Origin of the sequence: Paenibacillus sp. JNUCC32 (assembly GCF_014863545.1) — a bacterium.
Taxonomy (GTDB): domain Bacteria; phylum Bacillota; class Bacilli; order Paenibacillales; family Paenibacillaceae; genus Paenibacillus_AQ; species Paenibacillus_AQ lautus_A.
This window is the reverse complement of sequence record NZ_CP062260.1, coordinates 6,325,001-6,341,280: the sequence shown is the minus strand read 5'-3', so window position 1 is coordinate 6,341,280 and position 16,280 is coordinate 6,325,001. Positions and strand designations below refer to the sequence as shown.

Annotated in this window: 16 protein-coding genes and 2 rRNA genes (1 of these 18 cut by a window edge); 2 read left to right on the top strand and 16 right to left on the bottom strand. The window is 51.3% G+C overall.

What is annotated here, in order from left to right; all coding sequences use genetic code 11:
* Positions 1–466: 466 nt before the first annotated feature.
* The 14 genes from clpC to JNUCC32_RS27855 all read right to left on the bottom strand — a co-directional run bounded on the left by clpC (position 467) and on the right by JNUCC32_RS27855 (position 14,185).
* Positions 467–2,923 carry an ATP-dependent protease ATP-binding subunit ClpC gene (gene clpC / locus JNUCC32_RS27920; protein ID WP_096777181.1) on the bottom strand — a complete coding sequence of 819 codons (2,457 nt, stop codon included), beginning with the start codon at positions 2,921–2,923 and terminating at the stop codon, positions 467–469.
* 119 nt (positions 2,924–3,042) lie between these two features.
* Positions 3,043–4,107, bottom strand: a complete 1,065-nt coding sequence (locus tag JNUCC32_RS27915; protein ID WP_192570475.1) for a protein-arginine kinase McsB — start codon at positions 4,105–4,107, stop codon at positions 3,043–3,045.
* A gap of 38 nt (positions 4,108–4,145) precedes the next feature.
* Positions 4,146–4,670 carry a protein-arginine kinase activator protein McsA gene (locus tag JNUCC32_RS27910; protein WP_009594667.1) on the bottom strand — a complete coding sequence of 175 codons (525 nt, stop codon included), beginning with the start codon at positions 4,668–4,670 and terminating at the stop codon, positions 4,146–4,148.
* Positions 4,671–4,694: 24 nt separating this feature from the next.
* Positions 4,695–5,156, bottom strand: coding sequence for a CtsR family transcriptional regulator (locus tag JNUCC32_RS27905; RefSeq protein ID WP_009594675.1), 462 nt, complete (start codon positions 5,154–5,156; stop codon positions 4,695–4,697).
* A 347-nt stretch (positions 5,157–5,503) separates the two neighbouring features.
* Entirely contained in the window at positions 5,504–6,220 is a 717-nt protein-coding gene (locus tag JNUCC32_RS27900) for a GntR family transcriptional regulator (RefSeq protein WP_015737639.1), read from the bottom strand.
* A gap of 8 nt (positions 6,221–6,228) precedes the next feature.
* Positions 6,229–7,245 carry a sugar kinase gene (locus tag JNUCC32_RS27895; RefSeq protein ID WP_192570474.1) on the bottom strand — a complete coding sequence of 339 codons (1,017 nt, stop codon included), beginning with the start codon at positions 7,243–7,245 and terminating at the stop codon, positions 6,229–6,231.
* Positions 7,238–7,993, bottom strand: a complete 756-nt coding sequence (gene dagF / locus JNUCC32_RS27890; RefSeq protein WP_096777183.1) for a 2-dehydro-3-deoxy-phosphogluconate aldolase — start codon at positions 7,991–7,993, stop codon at positions 7,238–7,240. Before dagF ends, JNUCC32_RS27895 begins: the two co-directional genes overlap by 8 nt.
* 1 nt (position 7,994) lies before the next feature.
* Positions 7,995–9,098 (bottom strand): DgaE family pyridoxal phosphate-dependent ammonia lyase, encoded by a 1,104-nt coding sequence (locus JNUCC32_RS27885; RefSeq protein ID WP_192570473.1) that lies wholly within the window; start codon positions 9,096–9,098, stop codon positions 7,995–7,997.
* Positions 9,076–10,179 (bottom strand): amidohydrolase/deacetylase family metallohydrolase, encoded by a 1,104-nt coding sequence (locus JNUCC32_RS27880; protein WP_192572745.1) that lies wholly within the window; start codon positions 10,177–10,179, stop codon positions 9,076–9,078. Before JNUCC32_RS27880 ends, JNUCC32_RS27885 begins: the two co-directional genes overlap by 23 nt.
* A gap of 336 nt (positions 10,180–10,515) precedes the next feature.
* Entirely contained in the window at positions 10,516–11,262 is a 747-nt protein-coding gene (locus JNUCC32_RS27875; RefSeq protein WP_192570472.1) for a hypothetical protein, read from the bottom strand.
* Positions 11,259–11,963 carry an ABC transporter ATP-binding protein gene (locus tag JNUCC32_RS27870; protein WP_096777187.1) on the bottom strand — a complete coding sequence of 235 codons (705 nt, stop codon included), beginning with the start codon at positions 11,961–11,963 and terminating at the stop codon, positions 11,259–11,261. The genes JNUCC32_RS27875 and JNUCC32_RS27870 overlap by 4 nt, the downstream gene beginning before the upstream one ends.
* Positions 11,964–11,985: 22 nt before the next feature.
* The gene (locus tag JNUCC32_RS27865) at positions 11,986–12,351 is read right to left on the bottom strand and encodes a GntR family transcriptional regulator (protein WP_009594678.1); all 366 of its coding nucleotides are present in this window, start codon (positions 12,349–12,351) and stop codon (positions 11,986–11,988) included.
* 45 nt (positions 12,352–12,396) lie between these two features.
* Entirely contained in the window at positions 12,397–13,155 is a 759-nt protein-coding gene (locus JNUCC32_RS27860) for an ABC transporter permease (protein ID WP_192570471.1), read from the bottom strand.
* Positions 13,148–14,185: an ABC transporter ATP-binding protein gene (locus tag JNUCC32_RS27855; RefSeq protein ID WP_192570470.1), complete on the bottom strand. Its 1,038-nt coding sequence runs from the start codon at positions 14,183–14,185 to the stop codon at positions 13,148–13,150. The genes JNUCC32_RS27860 and JNUCC32_RS27855 overlap by 8 nt, the downstream gene beginning before the upstream one ends.
* 177 nt (positions 14,186–14,362) lie before the next feature.
* Here JNUCC32_RS27855 and JNUCC32_RS27850 point away from each other — a divergent pair, with 177 nt between their 5' ends.
* On the top strand, positions 14,363–14,671 hold the full coding sequence (locus JNUCC32_RS27850; protein WP_145041103.1) for a metalloregulator ArsR/SmtB family transcription factor: 309 nt from the start codon (positions 14,363–14,365) through the stop codon (positions 14,669–14,671).
* Between the two features lie 2 nt (positions 14,672–14,673).
* Positions 14,674–15,384 carry an SRPBCC family protein gene (locus JNUCC32_RS27845; RefSeq protein ID WP_192570469.1) on the top strand — a complete coding sequence of 237 codons (711 nt, stop codon included), beginning with the start codon at positions 14,674–14,676 and terminating at the stop codon, positions 15,382–15,384.
* Positions 15,385–15,787: 403 nt separating this feature from the next.
* On the opposite strand, the gene rrf is transcribed toward JNUCC32_RS27845, so the two are convergent.
* Positions 15,788–15,904, bottom strand: a 5S ribosomal RNA gene (rrf, locus tag JNUCC32_RS27840).
* A gap of 149 nt (positions 15,905–16,053) precedes the next feature.
* Positions 16,054–16,280 (bottom strand): 23S ribosomal RNA (locus tag JNUCC32_RS27835) (it continues 2,820 nt past the right edge of the window).

The window sequence follows — 16,280 nt, the reverse complement described above, 5'->3', positions numbered from 1 at the left end:
GTGAGTCTCCTTTATGTCGCGCATCATTTGTCGGATTCCGTAAAACCCTGCAAAATCAGGCATTACTCAAAGTTTACCATTTCTTATAATTCAACGTAAAGGTTAATTGGAAACTTTACGCGGGATGAAATGGATTTGTTTCAAATTTGAAGGAGCAGGGGGTGAACATGCGTTAATTGCTGCTGAAAAACCGCGTTCGCTTCGCTGCCGGATCGTTCTTGCGATCGCTGTTAAAACCAGGGAACTGGAATCGAAATCAATTTAAAGGCGACCGCTGTCGCTTCTTCAGAACGATTCCTTCCTCTCCGCTGGGTTGATACATGAGGGATCTGTTTTCGTAATATGCCATTCATCCATATAACCTCTAAGCATCCATGTATCTGCCCATACAAAGCCTTCATCTTCCGTTAACATTTAAATCAAAAACCCCGCCGGATTTGACTCCAGCGGGGTGATGTTATTTATCTTATTCCGTTTCGGCCGATGCGGCCGTTACACCTTCACTCTTGTTCACAACCAGTTCGCCGTTCGCTTCATCGATGACAAGCGAGTCGCCCTTGGCCACATTGCCTTTCAGCAGCTCCTCGGAAAGGCGATCCTCGATGTGCTTCTGGATAGCCCGGCGCAGCGGACGGGCACCGAAGGCCGGATCGTATCCTTCCTTCGCTATGAAGGCCTTCGCCTTGTCCGTGAGTTCGAAATGCACCTCGAATTCTTTCAGGCGTTTACGCAGCTCGTCGGACATCAGCGTCACGATTTCGGCAATGTGTTTCTCTTCCAGAGAGTGGAACACGATGATCTCGTCGATCCGGTTCAAGAACTCCGGACGGAAGCTCTTCTTGAGCTCATCCATCACTTTGCCTTTCATGTTGTTATAATCGCGGCCTGCATCCGTCACGGCGGTAAATCCAAGCGTGGAGTTCTTCTTGATCGCTTCCGCCCCGACGTTGGAAGTCAGGATGATCAGGGTATTCCGGAAATCCACCACGCGGCCCTTCGAATCGGTCAGGCGTCCGTCTTCCAGCACTTGAAGCAGGATATTGAATACTTCAGGGTGCGCCTTCTCGATTTCATCGAGGAGGACAACGGAATACGGCTTGCGGCGCACTTTCTCGGTCAGCTGACCGCCTTCCTCGTAGCCGACATATCCCGGAGGCGCTCCGACGAGACGCGACGTGGAATGCTTCTCCATGTACTCGGACATGTCGATTCGCACGACCGCATTCTCATCTCCGAACATGGCCTCGGCAAGAGCTCGTGCCAGCTCGGTTTTACCTACCCCGGTAGGACCCAGGAAGATGAAGGAGCCCATTGGGCGCTTCGGATCCTTCAGTCCTGCGCGTGCCCGGCGAACCGCACGGCTTACGGCTTTGACGGCTTCCTCTTGGCCGATTACGCGGCTGTGAAGGATTTCTTCCAGATTCAGAAGACGCTCGGTCTCTTCTTCCTTCAGTTTATTGACGGGAATACCGGTCCAGTTGGCGACAACGTCGGCGATGTCCTCCGGCGTTACCTCGGAATCGGTACGTCCTTGTTTTTCTTTCCATTGGTTCTTCGTGACTTCGAGCTCCTCGCGAAGCTTCTGCTCCGTATCGCGCAGCGCTGCCGCTTTCTCGAATTCCTGGCTTTGGACGGCTGCGTCTTTCTCCTTGCGGATGTCCTCCAGATGCGCTTCCTGATCTTTCAGATTTGGCGGTATGGTATACGTATGAAGACGAACTTTCGAACCGGCCTCGTCAATCAGGTCAATCGCTTTATCCGGCAGGAAACGGTCCGTAATGTAGCGGTCGGACAATTTCACGGCCTGTTCAATCGCTTCGTCGGTAATTTTCACGCGGTGATGCGCTTCGTAACGGTCACGCAGACCGTACAGGATCTGAATGGCTTCCTCCGGCGACGGTTGATCCACCGTGATCGGCTGGAAGCGGCGCTCAAGTGCAGCGTCTTTTTCAATGTATTTGCGGTATTCGTCCAGCGTGGTAGCCCCGATGCACTGAAGCTCTCCTCGCGCCAATGAAGGCTTAAGGATGTTGGAAGCGTCGATGGCTCCTTCTGCTCCGCCTGCGCCGATCAAGGTATGCAGCTCATCGATGAACAGAATGATGTTGCCGGCTTGACGAATCTCATCCATGATTTTTTTCAGGCGGTCCTCAAACTCCCCGCGGTATTTCGTACCTGCTACGACTGAGCCCATATCCAGCGTCATCACGCGTTTGTCGCGCAGCGTCTCCGGAATTTCATTGTTAATGATGCGCTGTGCCAAGCCTTCCGCGATCGCCGTCTTACCGACTCCCGGTTCACCGATCAGTACCGGGTTGTTCTTGGTCCGGCGGCTAAGCACCTGAATCACGCGCTCGATTTCTTTGCTGCGGCCAATGACCGGATCCAGATTGCCTTCCTTGGCAATGGCGGTCAGATCCCGAGCGAGACTGTCCAATGTAGGCGTGCTCACGTTCTGCGGCGTGCCATGATGGCTAGACACCGCTTCGCTGCTGCCCAGCAGCTGCAGCACCTGTTGACGGGCTTTGTTCAGGCTGATGCCCAGGTTGTTCAGCACGCGTGCCGCAACCCCTTCGCCCTCGCGAATCAACCCCAGCAGAATATGCTCGGTTCCCACATACGTATGGCCAAGCTTACGGGCTTCGTCCATGGAGAGCTCAATCACTTTTTTCGCTCTAGGCGTGTAAGCAATGTTGGTTGGCTGCTCCTGTCCGCGTCCGATTAATGTCTCCACTTCGTCCTGGATTTTCTCAAGACCAAGTCCAAGTCCGATCAGCGCTTTGGCTGCAATGCCGTCTCCCTCACGAATAAGTCCAAGCAGGATATGTTCTGTGCCGATATTGTTGTGACCCAGGCGTACCGCTTCTTCCTGAGCCAATGCAAGCACCTTTTGTGCGCGTTCCGTAAATCTGCCAAACATCATAGTATTGCACCTCCACGTTTCAATTAATATATTGAACCTCGCGGATTTCGGTGTATCGCCGGCTAAGACGTTTATACCGTCATCCAACTGTAAACCGAGAAATAATAACTAACGACTTCTTAACGGTTGCCCAATGTCTCCCGAATGAGCTTAGCCCTGTACATATCGCGTTCGGAAGGATTCATGCCCTCTCCATAGGTCTTCTGGAGAAATCCGGGCTGCGTCTTCACGTTCAGCTCGTTCATGACCGGAATTTCAGGGCCTTCCAGCAGGCCGAGATCCACGCCTAACCGAACATCGGACAAGCGCTGAGCCGCTTCCTTGGAATCCATGACCGCTGCATAGGACAGGATGCCGTATGAACGCATGACCCGGTCCGTAATACGGAGCTTGGATTCACTAAGGAGCCGCGCCCTGGCATTCTTCTCGTGCTCGATGATCTGCAGGGCCACGCTGTGAAGATTCTCGATGATCTCCGACTCGGTTTGCCCGAGCGTAATCTGATTCGAGATTTGAAACAGGTTGCCTAAAGCTTCGCTGCCCTCGCCGTATATTCCTCTAACGGTCAAGCCTACCTGCGATACGGCCGAGAGAATCCGATTGATCTGCTGCGTCATGACGAGCGCGGGCAGATGCATCATGACCGAAGCGCGAAGGCCGGTGCCGACATTGGTCGGACAGCTCGTTAGGTAACCCCGTTTGTCATCAAAAGCATAATCGATCTCGGATTCGAAGATATCATCCAGCGCCGTCGCGCGGCTCCATGCCTCCCGAACCTGAAATCCGGGATACAGACACTGTATGCGCAAGTGATCCTCTTCATTGATCATAATGCTGACGGATTCATCTTCGGTAAGGATGACGGCACCATTTCGGGATTCATTTGCCAGATTGGGACTGATCAGATGCTTCTCGACGAGAACCTTCTTATCCAGCTCATCAATCTCACTTAATTTAATTACATGCAAATGCCCGAAATCCTGCAAATCCTCCTTATCCTTTAACACATAGGTCAGGCGCTCTAGCACTTCTCCCGACTGCTGATCCGTTGCGAGCAGCGGGAAAGGAAGATGCTGCAGGTTGCGCGCCACCCTCACGCGGGTGCTGATGACAATGTCGGAATCCTGACCGTTTCCGCGCATCCACTCGCTCAGCGCCGAATCGGTAAACCGGAGATTAGACATCACGCATTCCTCCTACTAAAGTGCAAAATGTAACGATCTTATCCCTGAGCAATGTTACGCTCCAGCTCGCGGATTTGGTCCCGGATCTCGGCAGCCGCTTCAAATTCCTCCTGCAGGATCCTCATTTGAAGCTCCTTTTTAAGCTCATCGATCCGGCGTTTGATCTGAATCCGGCCGCCGGTACGCTTCGGCACTTTGCCCACATGAGAAGTTCCCCCATGGACTCGCTTGAACAACGGATCCAATCGATCCGAGAAATATTTATAACACGAGCTGCAGCCGAACCGGCCAAGCTTGCTGAACTGGGAATACGTCATGCCGCATTCCTCGCATTGCAGCGTCTGGGCCGTTTTCGCACCGGGGGTCTGGCCCTTGCCTGAAGGATCCAGATCCAGCAGGCCTGACAGCAAACTGTGTATAGAAAAACCATTCGACGTACCGGGGATCAATTCCCCTTTTTCGCGGGCACAAGTTTCACAAAAATGAAACTCCGTTTTCTCCCCGTTCACAATTTTGGTGAAATGAAGTGTCGCCGGCCGTTTACCGCATTCTTGGCATAACATACTCCGATGCCTCCTTACACAGACTCACTTACCTAATAAAGAAATCAGCATCGCCTTCATAATCCTTGCGCGCAGCTCATCCCGATAGGGAAGCTTCACATTCAGGCATTCCCTTGAAACGGCGGCCCGCATCAGGCTGGCCTCCCGCTTCGTCAAAAACCGGGATTCCTCCAGCTGGTAGATCAAGCCTTCCGCTACCGTCTGGTCAATCATGCTGCCGATGGTATGATGAAGGTGCTGCTGGAGTGCAGTATGCTGGGGAAGCTCGATACGCTGAATGCGTATGTATCCGCCCCCGCCGCGCTTGCTCTCGACAAGAAAGCCCTTCTCCAGCGTGAACCGAGTGCTGATCACGTAATTGATCTGGGAAGGAACGCAAGAAAATTGCTCCGCCAAATCGTTCCTTTGAATTTCGACGGTTCCTTCCGGACTTTCCTGCAAAATGCTCTTCAGGTATTGTTCGATAATATCAGAGATATTACGCATGGTCTGTTCATCCTCCACTGTTTGAAACGTTAAGACGGATAGTGATCTTACACGTCCGCACAGAGCCTTGCTTATACGTTGATTAACCATAATCAAAATCAGCGAACCCTCTCGTTGACTTTGACTTTCTTTGACTTTGATCTCATTATAGCACATTTTTTCATTTTGCCAAGAGGGTACTTCTCAAATGATTCGCGCTATGCCTGTATTCTTATTGTACCCACTTCTTCGATCGCTTATAGCCCTTTTCCGAAGAACAATTCAACCGAAGGAATAAAAAAAGAAGCAGCCAACGTTCCGGATTAAAACCGGTCTCTTGGCCACTTCTTCCTGTCGTTTTCTGTATCTTAAGCATCATAACTGATCAAATAATGCTGTAACTCCGTATTGTAATACCCGATGCTGTATTCAATGATGCTGCCCGTCTGGTCGTAGGAGGATCTCAACCGCTTCAGTAACGGGGTCCCGGCACTTACGCCCAGCAGTGAGGCAATCTCCTCATTAGCCACGGTCGCCAGGAAACGGTCCCGGAAATTCTCCAGCGTGATTTGACTCTCCTCGATACGTTCATACAAGGACGGCAGTTCGCTTGAATCGAACTCCTCCCCCATGTCCACTAGGGACGATACGTAATGGGTGTAGTAGATAAACGGGCTCCCGTCCAGCAAATACAGCCGCTCGATCAGCAGGCACCGCTCACCGAATTTCAGGAACAATTCGCTATCCGGTTCATTGTGCACCCATTCCGTCTTCAGATGGCGCTTCCGGATCTGGTGGCCCTCTTCAACCAAAATCTCGGTAAACAGCTTCCCCTTGGACAGCTTGGAAAAGGACGTGTTCCGGGTCACGATCGTTCCCACACCGCTCCGCTTCTCTACATACCCTTCCTGGTACAATTCCTGGATCGCATTGCGAACCGTCATTTTGCTGACGTTAAATTCCTGTTCCAGCTGCGGCTCGGAAGGAATATGGGAACCAAGTGGATATACCCCATGCAGAATCCGATCTTTAATGATCTTCTTGATTTGCAAGTATAATGGACCGTTCTTCCGCGTGATCGACATGCTTCCTCCTACCTCTCCACGTCAGACATATGATGACTCATCGCCTGAAGCACTTCGCGTTCGTTTGCCGTCGGCGTATCTCCCGTTACGGTATGGGCAAGCATCGCCGCCGCTGCGGCAAAATCAACCGTCCGGCCCGGCTCATATCCCTCCGAGATCCCATGAATCACACCGCTGGCATAGGCATCGCCCGCCCCGATGCGGTCATGGACGGAGAACGTCAACGTTTGGGAAAAATGAAACGCTCCATCCGTGTAAAGATAGCCTTGCAGGGAATGGGTATTGTCCCCGTTGATCTTGCGGTGGGTACCCGACGCAACCGTAATATTATACTTCGCCGCCACCTTCGGAATCAACTCCTGCAGCTGTTCGTGCCGATCCTCCCGAGTTGTTTCCATGCCAAGGATATGGATGGCATCCTTCTCGTTCATGAAGACGATATCCGCCAAAGACAGCATTTCCTCGTAGTGCGGCTTGGCAAAATCGTAGCGGTCCGCGCCCCATAAGGAAGGACGGTAGTTGCAGTCGAACACAACCGTTCCGCCGCTTTGCTTGACCTTGCGAGCCAAGACCTTCATCTGGCCCCGCACGGTGTCGTTCATGGAAAGGGTGATGCCGCAAAAATGGATCACGTCGATCTTTTCGGCAATCGCATCGAAATCGTACATGGCATCCTCCGCCGTATTAAAGCTGCTGCCCAGGCGATCCGTATAGGTCACACGACCGGGTCTAACGCCAAACCCATTCTCCAGGAAGTACATGCCGACATATTTGCCCCCGCGGCTAATGAGCGAAGTGCCGATCCCAAGCTTGCGCAGATATGAGATCGCCGCTTCGCCAAGCGGGTTGTCGGGAAGCGTGCTGACGAGGTACCCGGCATGTCCGAACCTTGCCACGGCCGACGCGATGTTGACGCCCGTCCCGGAAAAGGAATAGTTCAGGTGGCTCTCTTGTGCCAAGGAAGCATACCCTGGTACTTGAAGTCGCATCATCACTTCGCCAAATGCAGCGATCGTCTTAGGCATACTGATCAACCAGCGCTTTTAACTTAAGGTGCAGCTCTTGCACGTCGCTAATGATCGTATCCCCGCTGGCCGAGTCGATGATCGAGGAGTATACGTGAGGGATGACCTGCTGTACTCCTGCCTCGAACGCGATGCGGACGATGGCTTCAAAATTCTCTTTATCGATTCCGCCCGTCGGCTCTAACGCGAATCCTTCCTCCGCGCATGCCTTCGCTACCGCACGATACTCCTCTTCCAGCTTCAAGCCCTGCATCGGGAAATACTTCAGTGCGTTGCCGCCCATATCGCGTACAAGCGCGATTGCCGATTTTACGGGGACGACGGCTTTGTCCGATCCGGCAGCGCTCACCGGTCCGGTAGATATGTTCACGTAGCCCACTTGTCCCGAAGGGGACACGAGGCTGTTGATCCAGCTTTCTTCGCCGCCCAGGTTGGCACGGGTTGCACCGACCGCCGGAAACACCTGATTGATATGCGTGCCCGGGTAGCTCTTCACGATCTCCGCGACCACCGCCGCTTGACGGTTATCGCCGGCGCCCAAGCCGATGGATACCGCATCCTCGATGACGGCCCCGTACTCCTTCATCGCGATGACGGCTTCCTGCGCATTCGGGTAATTTTTCGACAATACGCCGACCAGCACATGCCCTTCCGAAGCTTCGAATATTTCCTTCGCATTCTGAATGCTGCCTGCAAGAACGTTTAATGCCGCGCGGTTTCTGTAAAGACGTTTCTCCATGTTTGCCATCTTAGTTTCCCCCTGCAATCTGCTGTATTCTCGTTATAATGACTTGCAAATCATCGCCGGAAAGCGAGCGAGGATCGATATCAAAATACCCCTGGCGTACGCCGTAATCCCGGGTATACACCGCAATGTCGCCTTCGCGCAGCTGATCGTTCATGGATTTGGCGCTTACCCCTGCCGCCTCCTCATTGACCTTCACGCGTCCCCGGAAGATCGCTCTTCCCGCTTCGTCCTGCACGATCGTAACCTCAATGCCCGGCAATTTCGATAAGGACTTCATTTCCTCCAGTGCCGCCTTCTCCAACTCGCTCTTATCTTCCTTCACCATATACTCATCCAGCGCCTGAAGCAATCCAAACGTCGTTTCCTTGCCGACCTTCATGCTCCGCCCAATGCCATGCAGCTGCGCCTTCACCCACTCCACGTATTGGCGCTTGCCGCCTACTATACCGGAGGTCGGACCTTCGATTGCCTTAGAACCGCTGTAAATAGCCAGATCTCCGTACTTCACATACTTCTGGATATCCTCCTCGGCAGCGGCATCCACGATCAGCGGTATTCCATGTGCCTGGGCCACTTCTGCCGCTTCTTCCACCGAAATCATGTTTTTCTGCACGCAGTGATGGGACTTCACGTATAAAATGGCAGCGGTCCGTTCATTTATCGCCTCTGCGATATGCTCCTTACGCCCTTCGTTGGCGTACCCTACCTCTACGACCTTGCCGCCTCCGAGATAAACCATCGTTTCGACGGGAGCTCCATACTGCACATTATGCCCCTTAAACAGGATGATCTCGTTCTTCGCAATCGGCTCCTGATGCAGTCGGTCACTGCGCCTGCGATTGCCCTCGGTGACGATTCCAGCCACGGATAGAGCGATGCCGCTGGAAGCCGAATTGACGACAACCGCCGCTTCGGAGCCGAGAATGCGCGCCATGTAATCGCCTGCTTTATCTACCAGATCCGCGATTTCCACGTAACTCTGTCCACCGATCCGCATGGCTTCCATGACGGTATCCGTCGGTGCCGACACGCCAAGAATGCTCATGCGCCCGCTGGCGTTCACCACGCGTTTCAACCCGTATTTAGCATGTAATGAATGATCCATTGACTACCACTCCTTTGGCTTCGATATATCGGTCAGCGATTCGGGTCTCCCCTTCGGAATCGGTCAAACTCATCGGTCCCTGCCGCACCGCGAACAGGGTAAGGTGGGCAGCGTCGCCGACTTGAATTCGGCCCAGCTCCGGACGGCCCAGCCATGCGGCTGCATGGTCCGTTACCGCAGCGACCACTTCCTGCAAGCCGTATCCTAGATACAGAAACTTACTCATGACATTGGCCAGGCTGTACACCGGACCATGGATGCGATTGCCGCGATAAATATCGGTGCTGATCGTATCCGGCTTAATCCCTTGGGCTTTTGCATACTCCGCCACCAGGAACGAGAAGCTCGCCGTACCATGGCCGACATCCAGATGAACGCCGCGGGCAATCGCTTCGGTCAGGGCAGGAATCGGCTTTCCGCCCGAATCGAATAAATTGTTGGCTTTCCCGTTCAAATAATGAGTGATTATGTCGTCCTTCTGAAGCAGCTCCAGCACTTCCTCAATCGGAGGAGGCCCTGATCCGATATGAACCATCAGCGGCAGGGCCGTTTTCCCGGACAGTTTCCTTGCGAGTCGAAGCGGCTCTACGCCATTGTCCTTCACTACGCTTTTGCTGATTCTTGCCTTGAGCCCGATGATCAGGTCAGGATACGTCAATACCGCTTTTGCTGCCTTCTCGGGATCGATCCATTCCAAACTGGAAAGCTCGTCGATCCGCTGAAGTCCAATATGGGAAATATTCAAAAAAGCAAACACGTTTGTCTTGGCCCTGGCAACCTCGGCTGCCAATTCTCCAATCGTATCCGCGCCGCAGCTTCCTGCATCGATAATGGTGGCGACGCCTTGCTGAACGCCGATCTCGTCGATGGCATCGCCGTAGGGCTCCAGCTTGGCGACCGCATGGACGTGCATATCGATCCAACCGCTGGACACATATAATCCCGTACCGTCAAAACCGTTGTCACCCGATGCCGTATTCGCATTCGTTATTTCGGTAATGAACCCGTTCTCCATGACAATGTCAAAAGGCTTCTCTTCATCCACCGTCTGTACGTTGCGCAAAACAAAACGCTGTTCCAAAATCTTCATCGTTCCACCCCTTCAGCCTTGCCGGACCAGCCTTAAATCCTCTTCAGTACCTGCCGATTTGCATTGCTATATCTTAATACCATGGTTATAGCATAGCACAGAACATCCTGAACGTGAATATAACGTTATAATGTTTAAATCATATTTCGAATTTTATCCGCTATCTCTTGCCTATAAATTGGAGTCCATGGATTGATAGCGGCATACTGCTAAGGTTCTAGTTCTGTGTTCCTAGCGGATTTCCTTCTCGCTTCATACCAAAGAAACTGCCTTGGATAGGCAGTTTCTTTGGTCCGTTTATAGTATTAAATCCTCATATTCTTTAAGTTAAACCTCAACCTTCCGATCAACGAGATACACCGTGGCATATAGGATCAAGGCCGCCACAATGACCTCAAAAGCAAATGCGCCCCATGCTAACGTATACTGCGCGGCAGATACGGTGAAATCAGCCTCATTCTCGAAGGAAATGGTCGCCATCGGGCCAACCCATGCTGCCTCTTCTCCGAAGAACAGCTGGCTGATCCAGGACAGGACATTATGCAATACAAAGAACACCAGAATGCCGATCCATACGCTGCCTTTCTTCGTGATGCTGTTGGCCACGGCAATGGCAAAAAATATCGTAATCATCAGGAAGATGAATTTCCATGCCGTCAACAGGGCGAGACCTACATAATACATAACAGGATAATCGGAAAAACGGATCATTTCCCATGGGATGCCGGCAACGTTCCAGTAGTACCACAAATGCAGTGCCATCAGTAGACACAGCGCCAGTAAACTCGCACACGCCAGAATAAGGGAGGAAACCACGCTCCAGACGGAACGGACGGGGAGCAGACGCCGGTGATATGCCTTGATGTTATAGCCGAAGTTCTTGCCAGTGACCACAAGGAGCAAAACACTCACAGAGCCATAAGCCAGCATGCTTAAACCGAAACTCAATCCTAGCTCCCAATCTCTTATCGAACCTGTCACCGTAATCGCGATCTGCACGATAAGAAGAATCGCAAAAGCGCCGAGCAGCGTGGTCGAGTTTCTCTTCCAGTCGTATTTCAGCAGTCTCATCATTCCGCATACACCTCTTTAAACATCTCATCTATGCTTTTTCCGTGTTTTAGGCGGATGTTCTCCACTTCATCATGCATGGCAACCTCGCCGTTGCGAATGAAGATCACTTCATCAAATATCCGTTCGATGTCCCGGACAAGATGAGTCGAAACTATGATGCTGCTGTCCTCGTTGTAGAATTCAACGATGGCATCCAAAATTTTTCCACGGGCTACAGGATCCACCCCGCCGATGGGTTCATCCAGCATATACAGCTTCGCTTCGCGGGACAATGCGAGCGTTAACTGCAGGCGCTCATTCATCCCTTTGGACAGGGAGCTGATGCGATCATTGGTCTTTAAATTCATGAAGTCCAGCATTCTGTTTGCCTTCTCTACATTAAAATCCTCATAAAAATCCTTGAAGTACGCCACCGCATCCGAGACCTTCATCCAGGATTCTGTCATCGGCCGGTCCGGCATGAAGGACACGCTGGCTTTGGTCTCCAGCCCCACGGGTTTGCCGTTCACGTAAACGGCACCTGCCGTAGGCTGGATCAAACCGGCCGCAATCTTCATCAGCGTGCTCTTGCCGCTGCCGTTGGTACCCAGCAAGCCGATGATTTTGCCTCCGCTGATATCCAGATTGACATCATGCAGCGCTCTGCGTTTACCGGCATACGTTTTGGTCACGCTTCGTACCTGTAACAGATTTTCCACCATGGTCTCACCTCCGCTTTTTGGATCATGGCTGCTTCACAGCATCTTCCACGATCGTAATGATATCCTGATCTTTAAAGCCGAGCTCCTGCATGCCGCGTATAAACCGTTCCAGCAGATCGCCGGCCATTTCTTTTTTGATTTCCATGATTTTCGATTCCTCGCTTGTTACGTATCGGCCCAATCCCCGCCGCGTCTCCACAATACCCTCACGCTCCAATTCCTGAAAAGTTCGCTGCACCGTGTTTGGATTTATTTGAAGCTCACTCGCTAATTCTCGAACCGATGGGATTTTATCACCGGGCAAAAGTTTGCCGATGATGATTTCTTTCTTCAGATACGTCATGATCTGTAAATAGATCGGCAGATTATTGTCAAATTCGATACTCACTGTCGGGTTGCTCCTTTCCGCCGCTCTACCTCGAACTCAGGCTCCTTATGCGACATCCCGTTTTTTAAACGTAACAAAGCCTGCCGCAAGAAACAAGAGGAGATATACAGCGAGCACAATAATTGAGAACGTTAAGCTCATGCCTGGTACCGGGGAGCTTGCGCCACCGCTGTACAGGGAAAGATCCACATTCAGGAACAGCAGGTATTTAGACCAGGAGTAACGCGCAAGCAGCTGTACCACCATGCTTTCCATAATGACCATGAACATGCCGATACCGATTGCAGGACCGGTGGATCTCGTTAGAATGCCTACCATAAAGGTTAGCGTTACATAAACGATCGTATACACCAGGTTGTTCACTGCTCCAATGAGTACATCGCCAAGCGTAACGGAGCCGACATCCATGCCGAACGTAATTTGGCCGGTCAGCACGGCTACAGCAAACATGAAAGCCACCAGTGTTAAGATGTAAATCAATACGGCCACATATTTCGATGCCAAAATTTTGGTGCGGCTCTGTGCACGTATAAGCAGCAATTTGATGGTTCCCATGCTGTGTTCCTTCGCTACGGCTCCTGCCGTAACAACAATGGCAAGCAGGGTCAACACTTGCCCCATTCCCTTGGTGGTTACAGCGATCTGGGCAAATTCATAGCCGGTGCTGCCGCCATCGGAAAATTTATAGAGCAAGAACGCCGTGAAGATCACCATTCCGGCCAAAAGCGCATATGGCAAGAAGAAGCTGCGTTTCTTAAACATTTTGAGCCATTCGTTCCAGACGAGATTTCCAAAGCTACGCAATGCGGTTGCCTCCTGTCCATTTCAAGAATTCTTCTTCAAGCGACGACTTCATCTCTTCCACCCGGTAAATCCGTACGCGTGCATCGCACAGTGACTGGATCAGCGTGGGTATATCCTCTTCGTGAAGTTGAAGGGTGATCATCCCCTCCTCCTCTGAGGAGTTGATTAGAATGATGTCTTTGAGATGTTGAGCCGTTTGTTCCGCCATGGCTGTGTCATTTACGCGGAGACTTACCGTCGTTAACTCTTCATTCACGACCATCCCCCCGATTGAGCGCTCAGTGACGAACTTGCCTTCCTGGATGACAACCACGCGGCTGCACATCAGCTCCATCTCCGACAGCAGATGGCTGGATACGAGAATGGCAATTCCCTCATCTCTGGCGATTTGCTTCAGATAATCCCGCATCTCGCGAATACCGGCAGGATCCAGGCCGTTCGTCGGCTCATCGAGAATAAGGATGGACGGATTGTGGAGCAGAGCCTGCGCGATTCCTAATCGTTGGCGCATACCAAGGGAATAAGCACGAACCTTCTTGTGTATGGCGTCCTGCAGCCCAACAAGCTTAACAACCTCCATGATTCTTGTGATCGTCACTCCCTCGGACATTCGCTGATACTGTCTCAAGTTGTCATAACCGCTCATGTACGGATAAAATTCCGGATTTTCGATGATGCCCCCGATATGACGAACGGCTTGAACGAAGTCCTTCTTGATGCTGTGTCCCTTTACCAGTACATCGCCTTGGCTCATATCGATCAACCCAACAATCATTCGAATGGTTGTTGTTTTGCCCGCGCCGTTCGGTCCAAGCAAACCAACGATTTCACCTCGATGAATGTCAAAGGATAGCTTGTCGACGATGTTCTTCTTTCCAATCGTCTTGGTGACCTGTTCAACGGTCAGAACGACTGGACCTTGCTTGGCATTCTTCCTCTCCGTAGAAACTGAAGCATGTAATTCGTTCTTTAAATCCGTTGCAGCATTCTCTATATTTGTTGCCATTTCATTTGAATCGTTTCCGCTCATCTATTTGTTCCACTCCTTTTTGTATCGGTGTTATAGTTAAATAGTACACTAGTGTCTTGGTTGTGTAAAGCCCTTTTTCGTTTAAAATTCGTATTGACTTTCAGAGGTTGGAAAATTATACTTAACTCATTCATATAACCAAAAGGTTATATTTTGGAGAGATGGGGGATTCCAACCATGAGTGATATGTACCGCGCCATTTCCGATCCCATCCGAAGGAAAATCCTAAATATGGTCGCTCATCAAGAGCTCCCTCAGCTGGAGATCGTGAAGGCATTCCATATCTCACAGCCCGCCGTAAAAAAGCATCTTGCTATCTTGCTGGAAGAGGAGCTATTACTAGAGCGAAGGGAAGGCAAGTATTGCTACTACCGATTGAACACCCCGACTTTTCAGCGGGGGTATGCGGAGCTTCAACAAGAGCTTGGCTCTATTCTGGAGAATAAGTTAAGCAGACTTAAACAATATCTTGAGGAGGACTCATAAGAATGGACTCTATTTTTAACCATGCTAAGCGGGAGATTGTCATCCGTACAACACCCGATCGTGTATGGCAAGCCTTGACCGATCCGCAAGAACGCAATCGATGGGAGACTCGCCATTGTGAGATCGATCTGAAGGTCGGCGGTCAAGTCTCTCTTGATTACGGCTGGGGCGTATCCTATAGCGGCACGATTGAGGAGCTTACGCCTTACCGCAAACTCACGCTCAAGGGAGAAGACCAGGAGCTTACCATTTGGACCATTGAACCACATACAGAAGGCACCTTGGTCCGCATCGAGTATACAGGATTATGGTCCAATGAGCGGGAGTATATGATGATGGATAACATGGCCTTCGGTACATACCGATTCATGCGGAATATGGAGAGCGTGCTGGAGACTGGCCAAGATATCCGATCCACTTTCTGGTCCAGCTGGATCGGCATGAATCATTATACATACCGTCGTGACGGCATAGAGGGCGTCAAAGTCGTTGAGGTGTTTGCCCACACGCCAGCAGACGGTGTCTTAGAGGAAGGCGATATCATTACGAGTGCGGCTGGCCAGGTCATTCGCAGTTATGATGAGCTGGAAGATCATGTCACATCGATGAAGCCTGGCGAGCAGGTTGTCATCGGTTTTATCCGACATGGCAAACCTAGCAGCGTTACACTTACGGTGCTTCCTTATGGACAGAGGAACGTGGTTGAAGCATAGAACATGAAGTTCAATCAGTAAGATGTATGCATGGGCGGCAGCTATCCAAGAACGGATCGCCACCGTCCGCAGAGAGAACACAGAGTGTGCATGATGTATATGAAGATACAAGATGTTTGCTGGCAAGCGAGGGCAATTTCATCATGATACTTTTCTTAGTTCCAAATGAAATCAAAATGACGATCCCTGCAGGATCGCCTTTTTGATTTTTTAATCTGTTGTTTAAAGAAAAAAGCAACTCCCTGTCAAGTACAGCTTCATTGTCGGTACTCGTCTTAGTAACCATCTCAGTCCGCTTTCTTGGAGTTTTACCCATCGCGTATCAAGGGGCAACATCCCCAAATTATCTGCATATAGGAAAAGACCGCTATCGATTACTCGATAACGGTCTTTATGGTTGTTCGCTTGGCGACGTCCTACTCTCCCGGGACCCTTCGGTCCAAGTACCATCGGCGCTGGAAGGCTTAACGGTCGTGTTCGGTATGGGAACGCGTGGAACCCTTCCGCCATCGCCACCAAACGGTTCAGATGCTTGATCACCTGAAAACTAGATACGAAACGATATTTGCAGCACATTAGAATCCGTAGCATTCACCCGATGTGGTATCGGGGTCCCCGAAAAGTATTCGGCGTTGCTTCAAAGCTTCGCTTCACTTTTTGGGGTGTTTTTTGGATAAGCCCTCGACCGATTAGTATTGGTCAGCTCCATGCATTGCTGCACTTCCACCTCCAACCTATCTACCTCGTCGTCTTCAAGGGGTCTTACATACTGGGAAATCTCATCTTGAGGGGGGCTTCACGCTTAGATGCTTTCAGCGCTTATCCCGTCCGTACGTAGCTACCCAGCCATGCTCCTGGCGGAACAACTGGTGCACCAGCGGTACGTCCATCCCGGT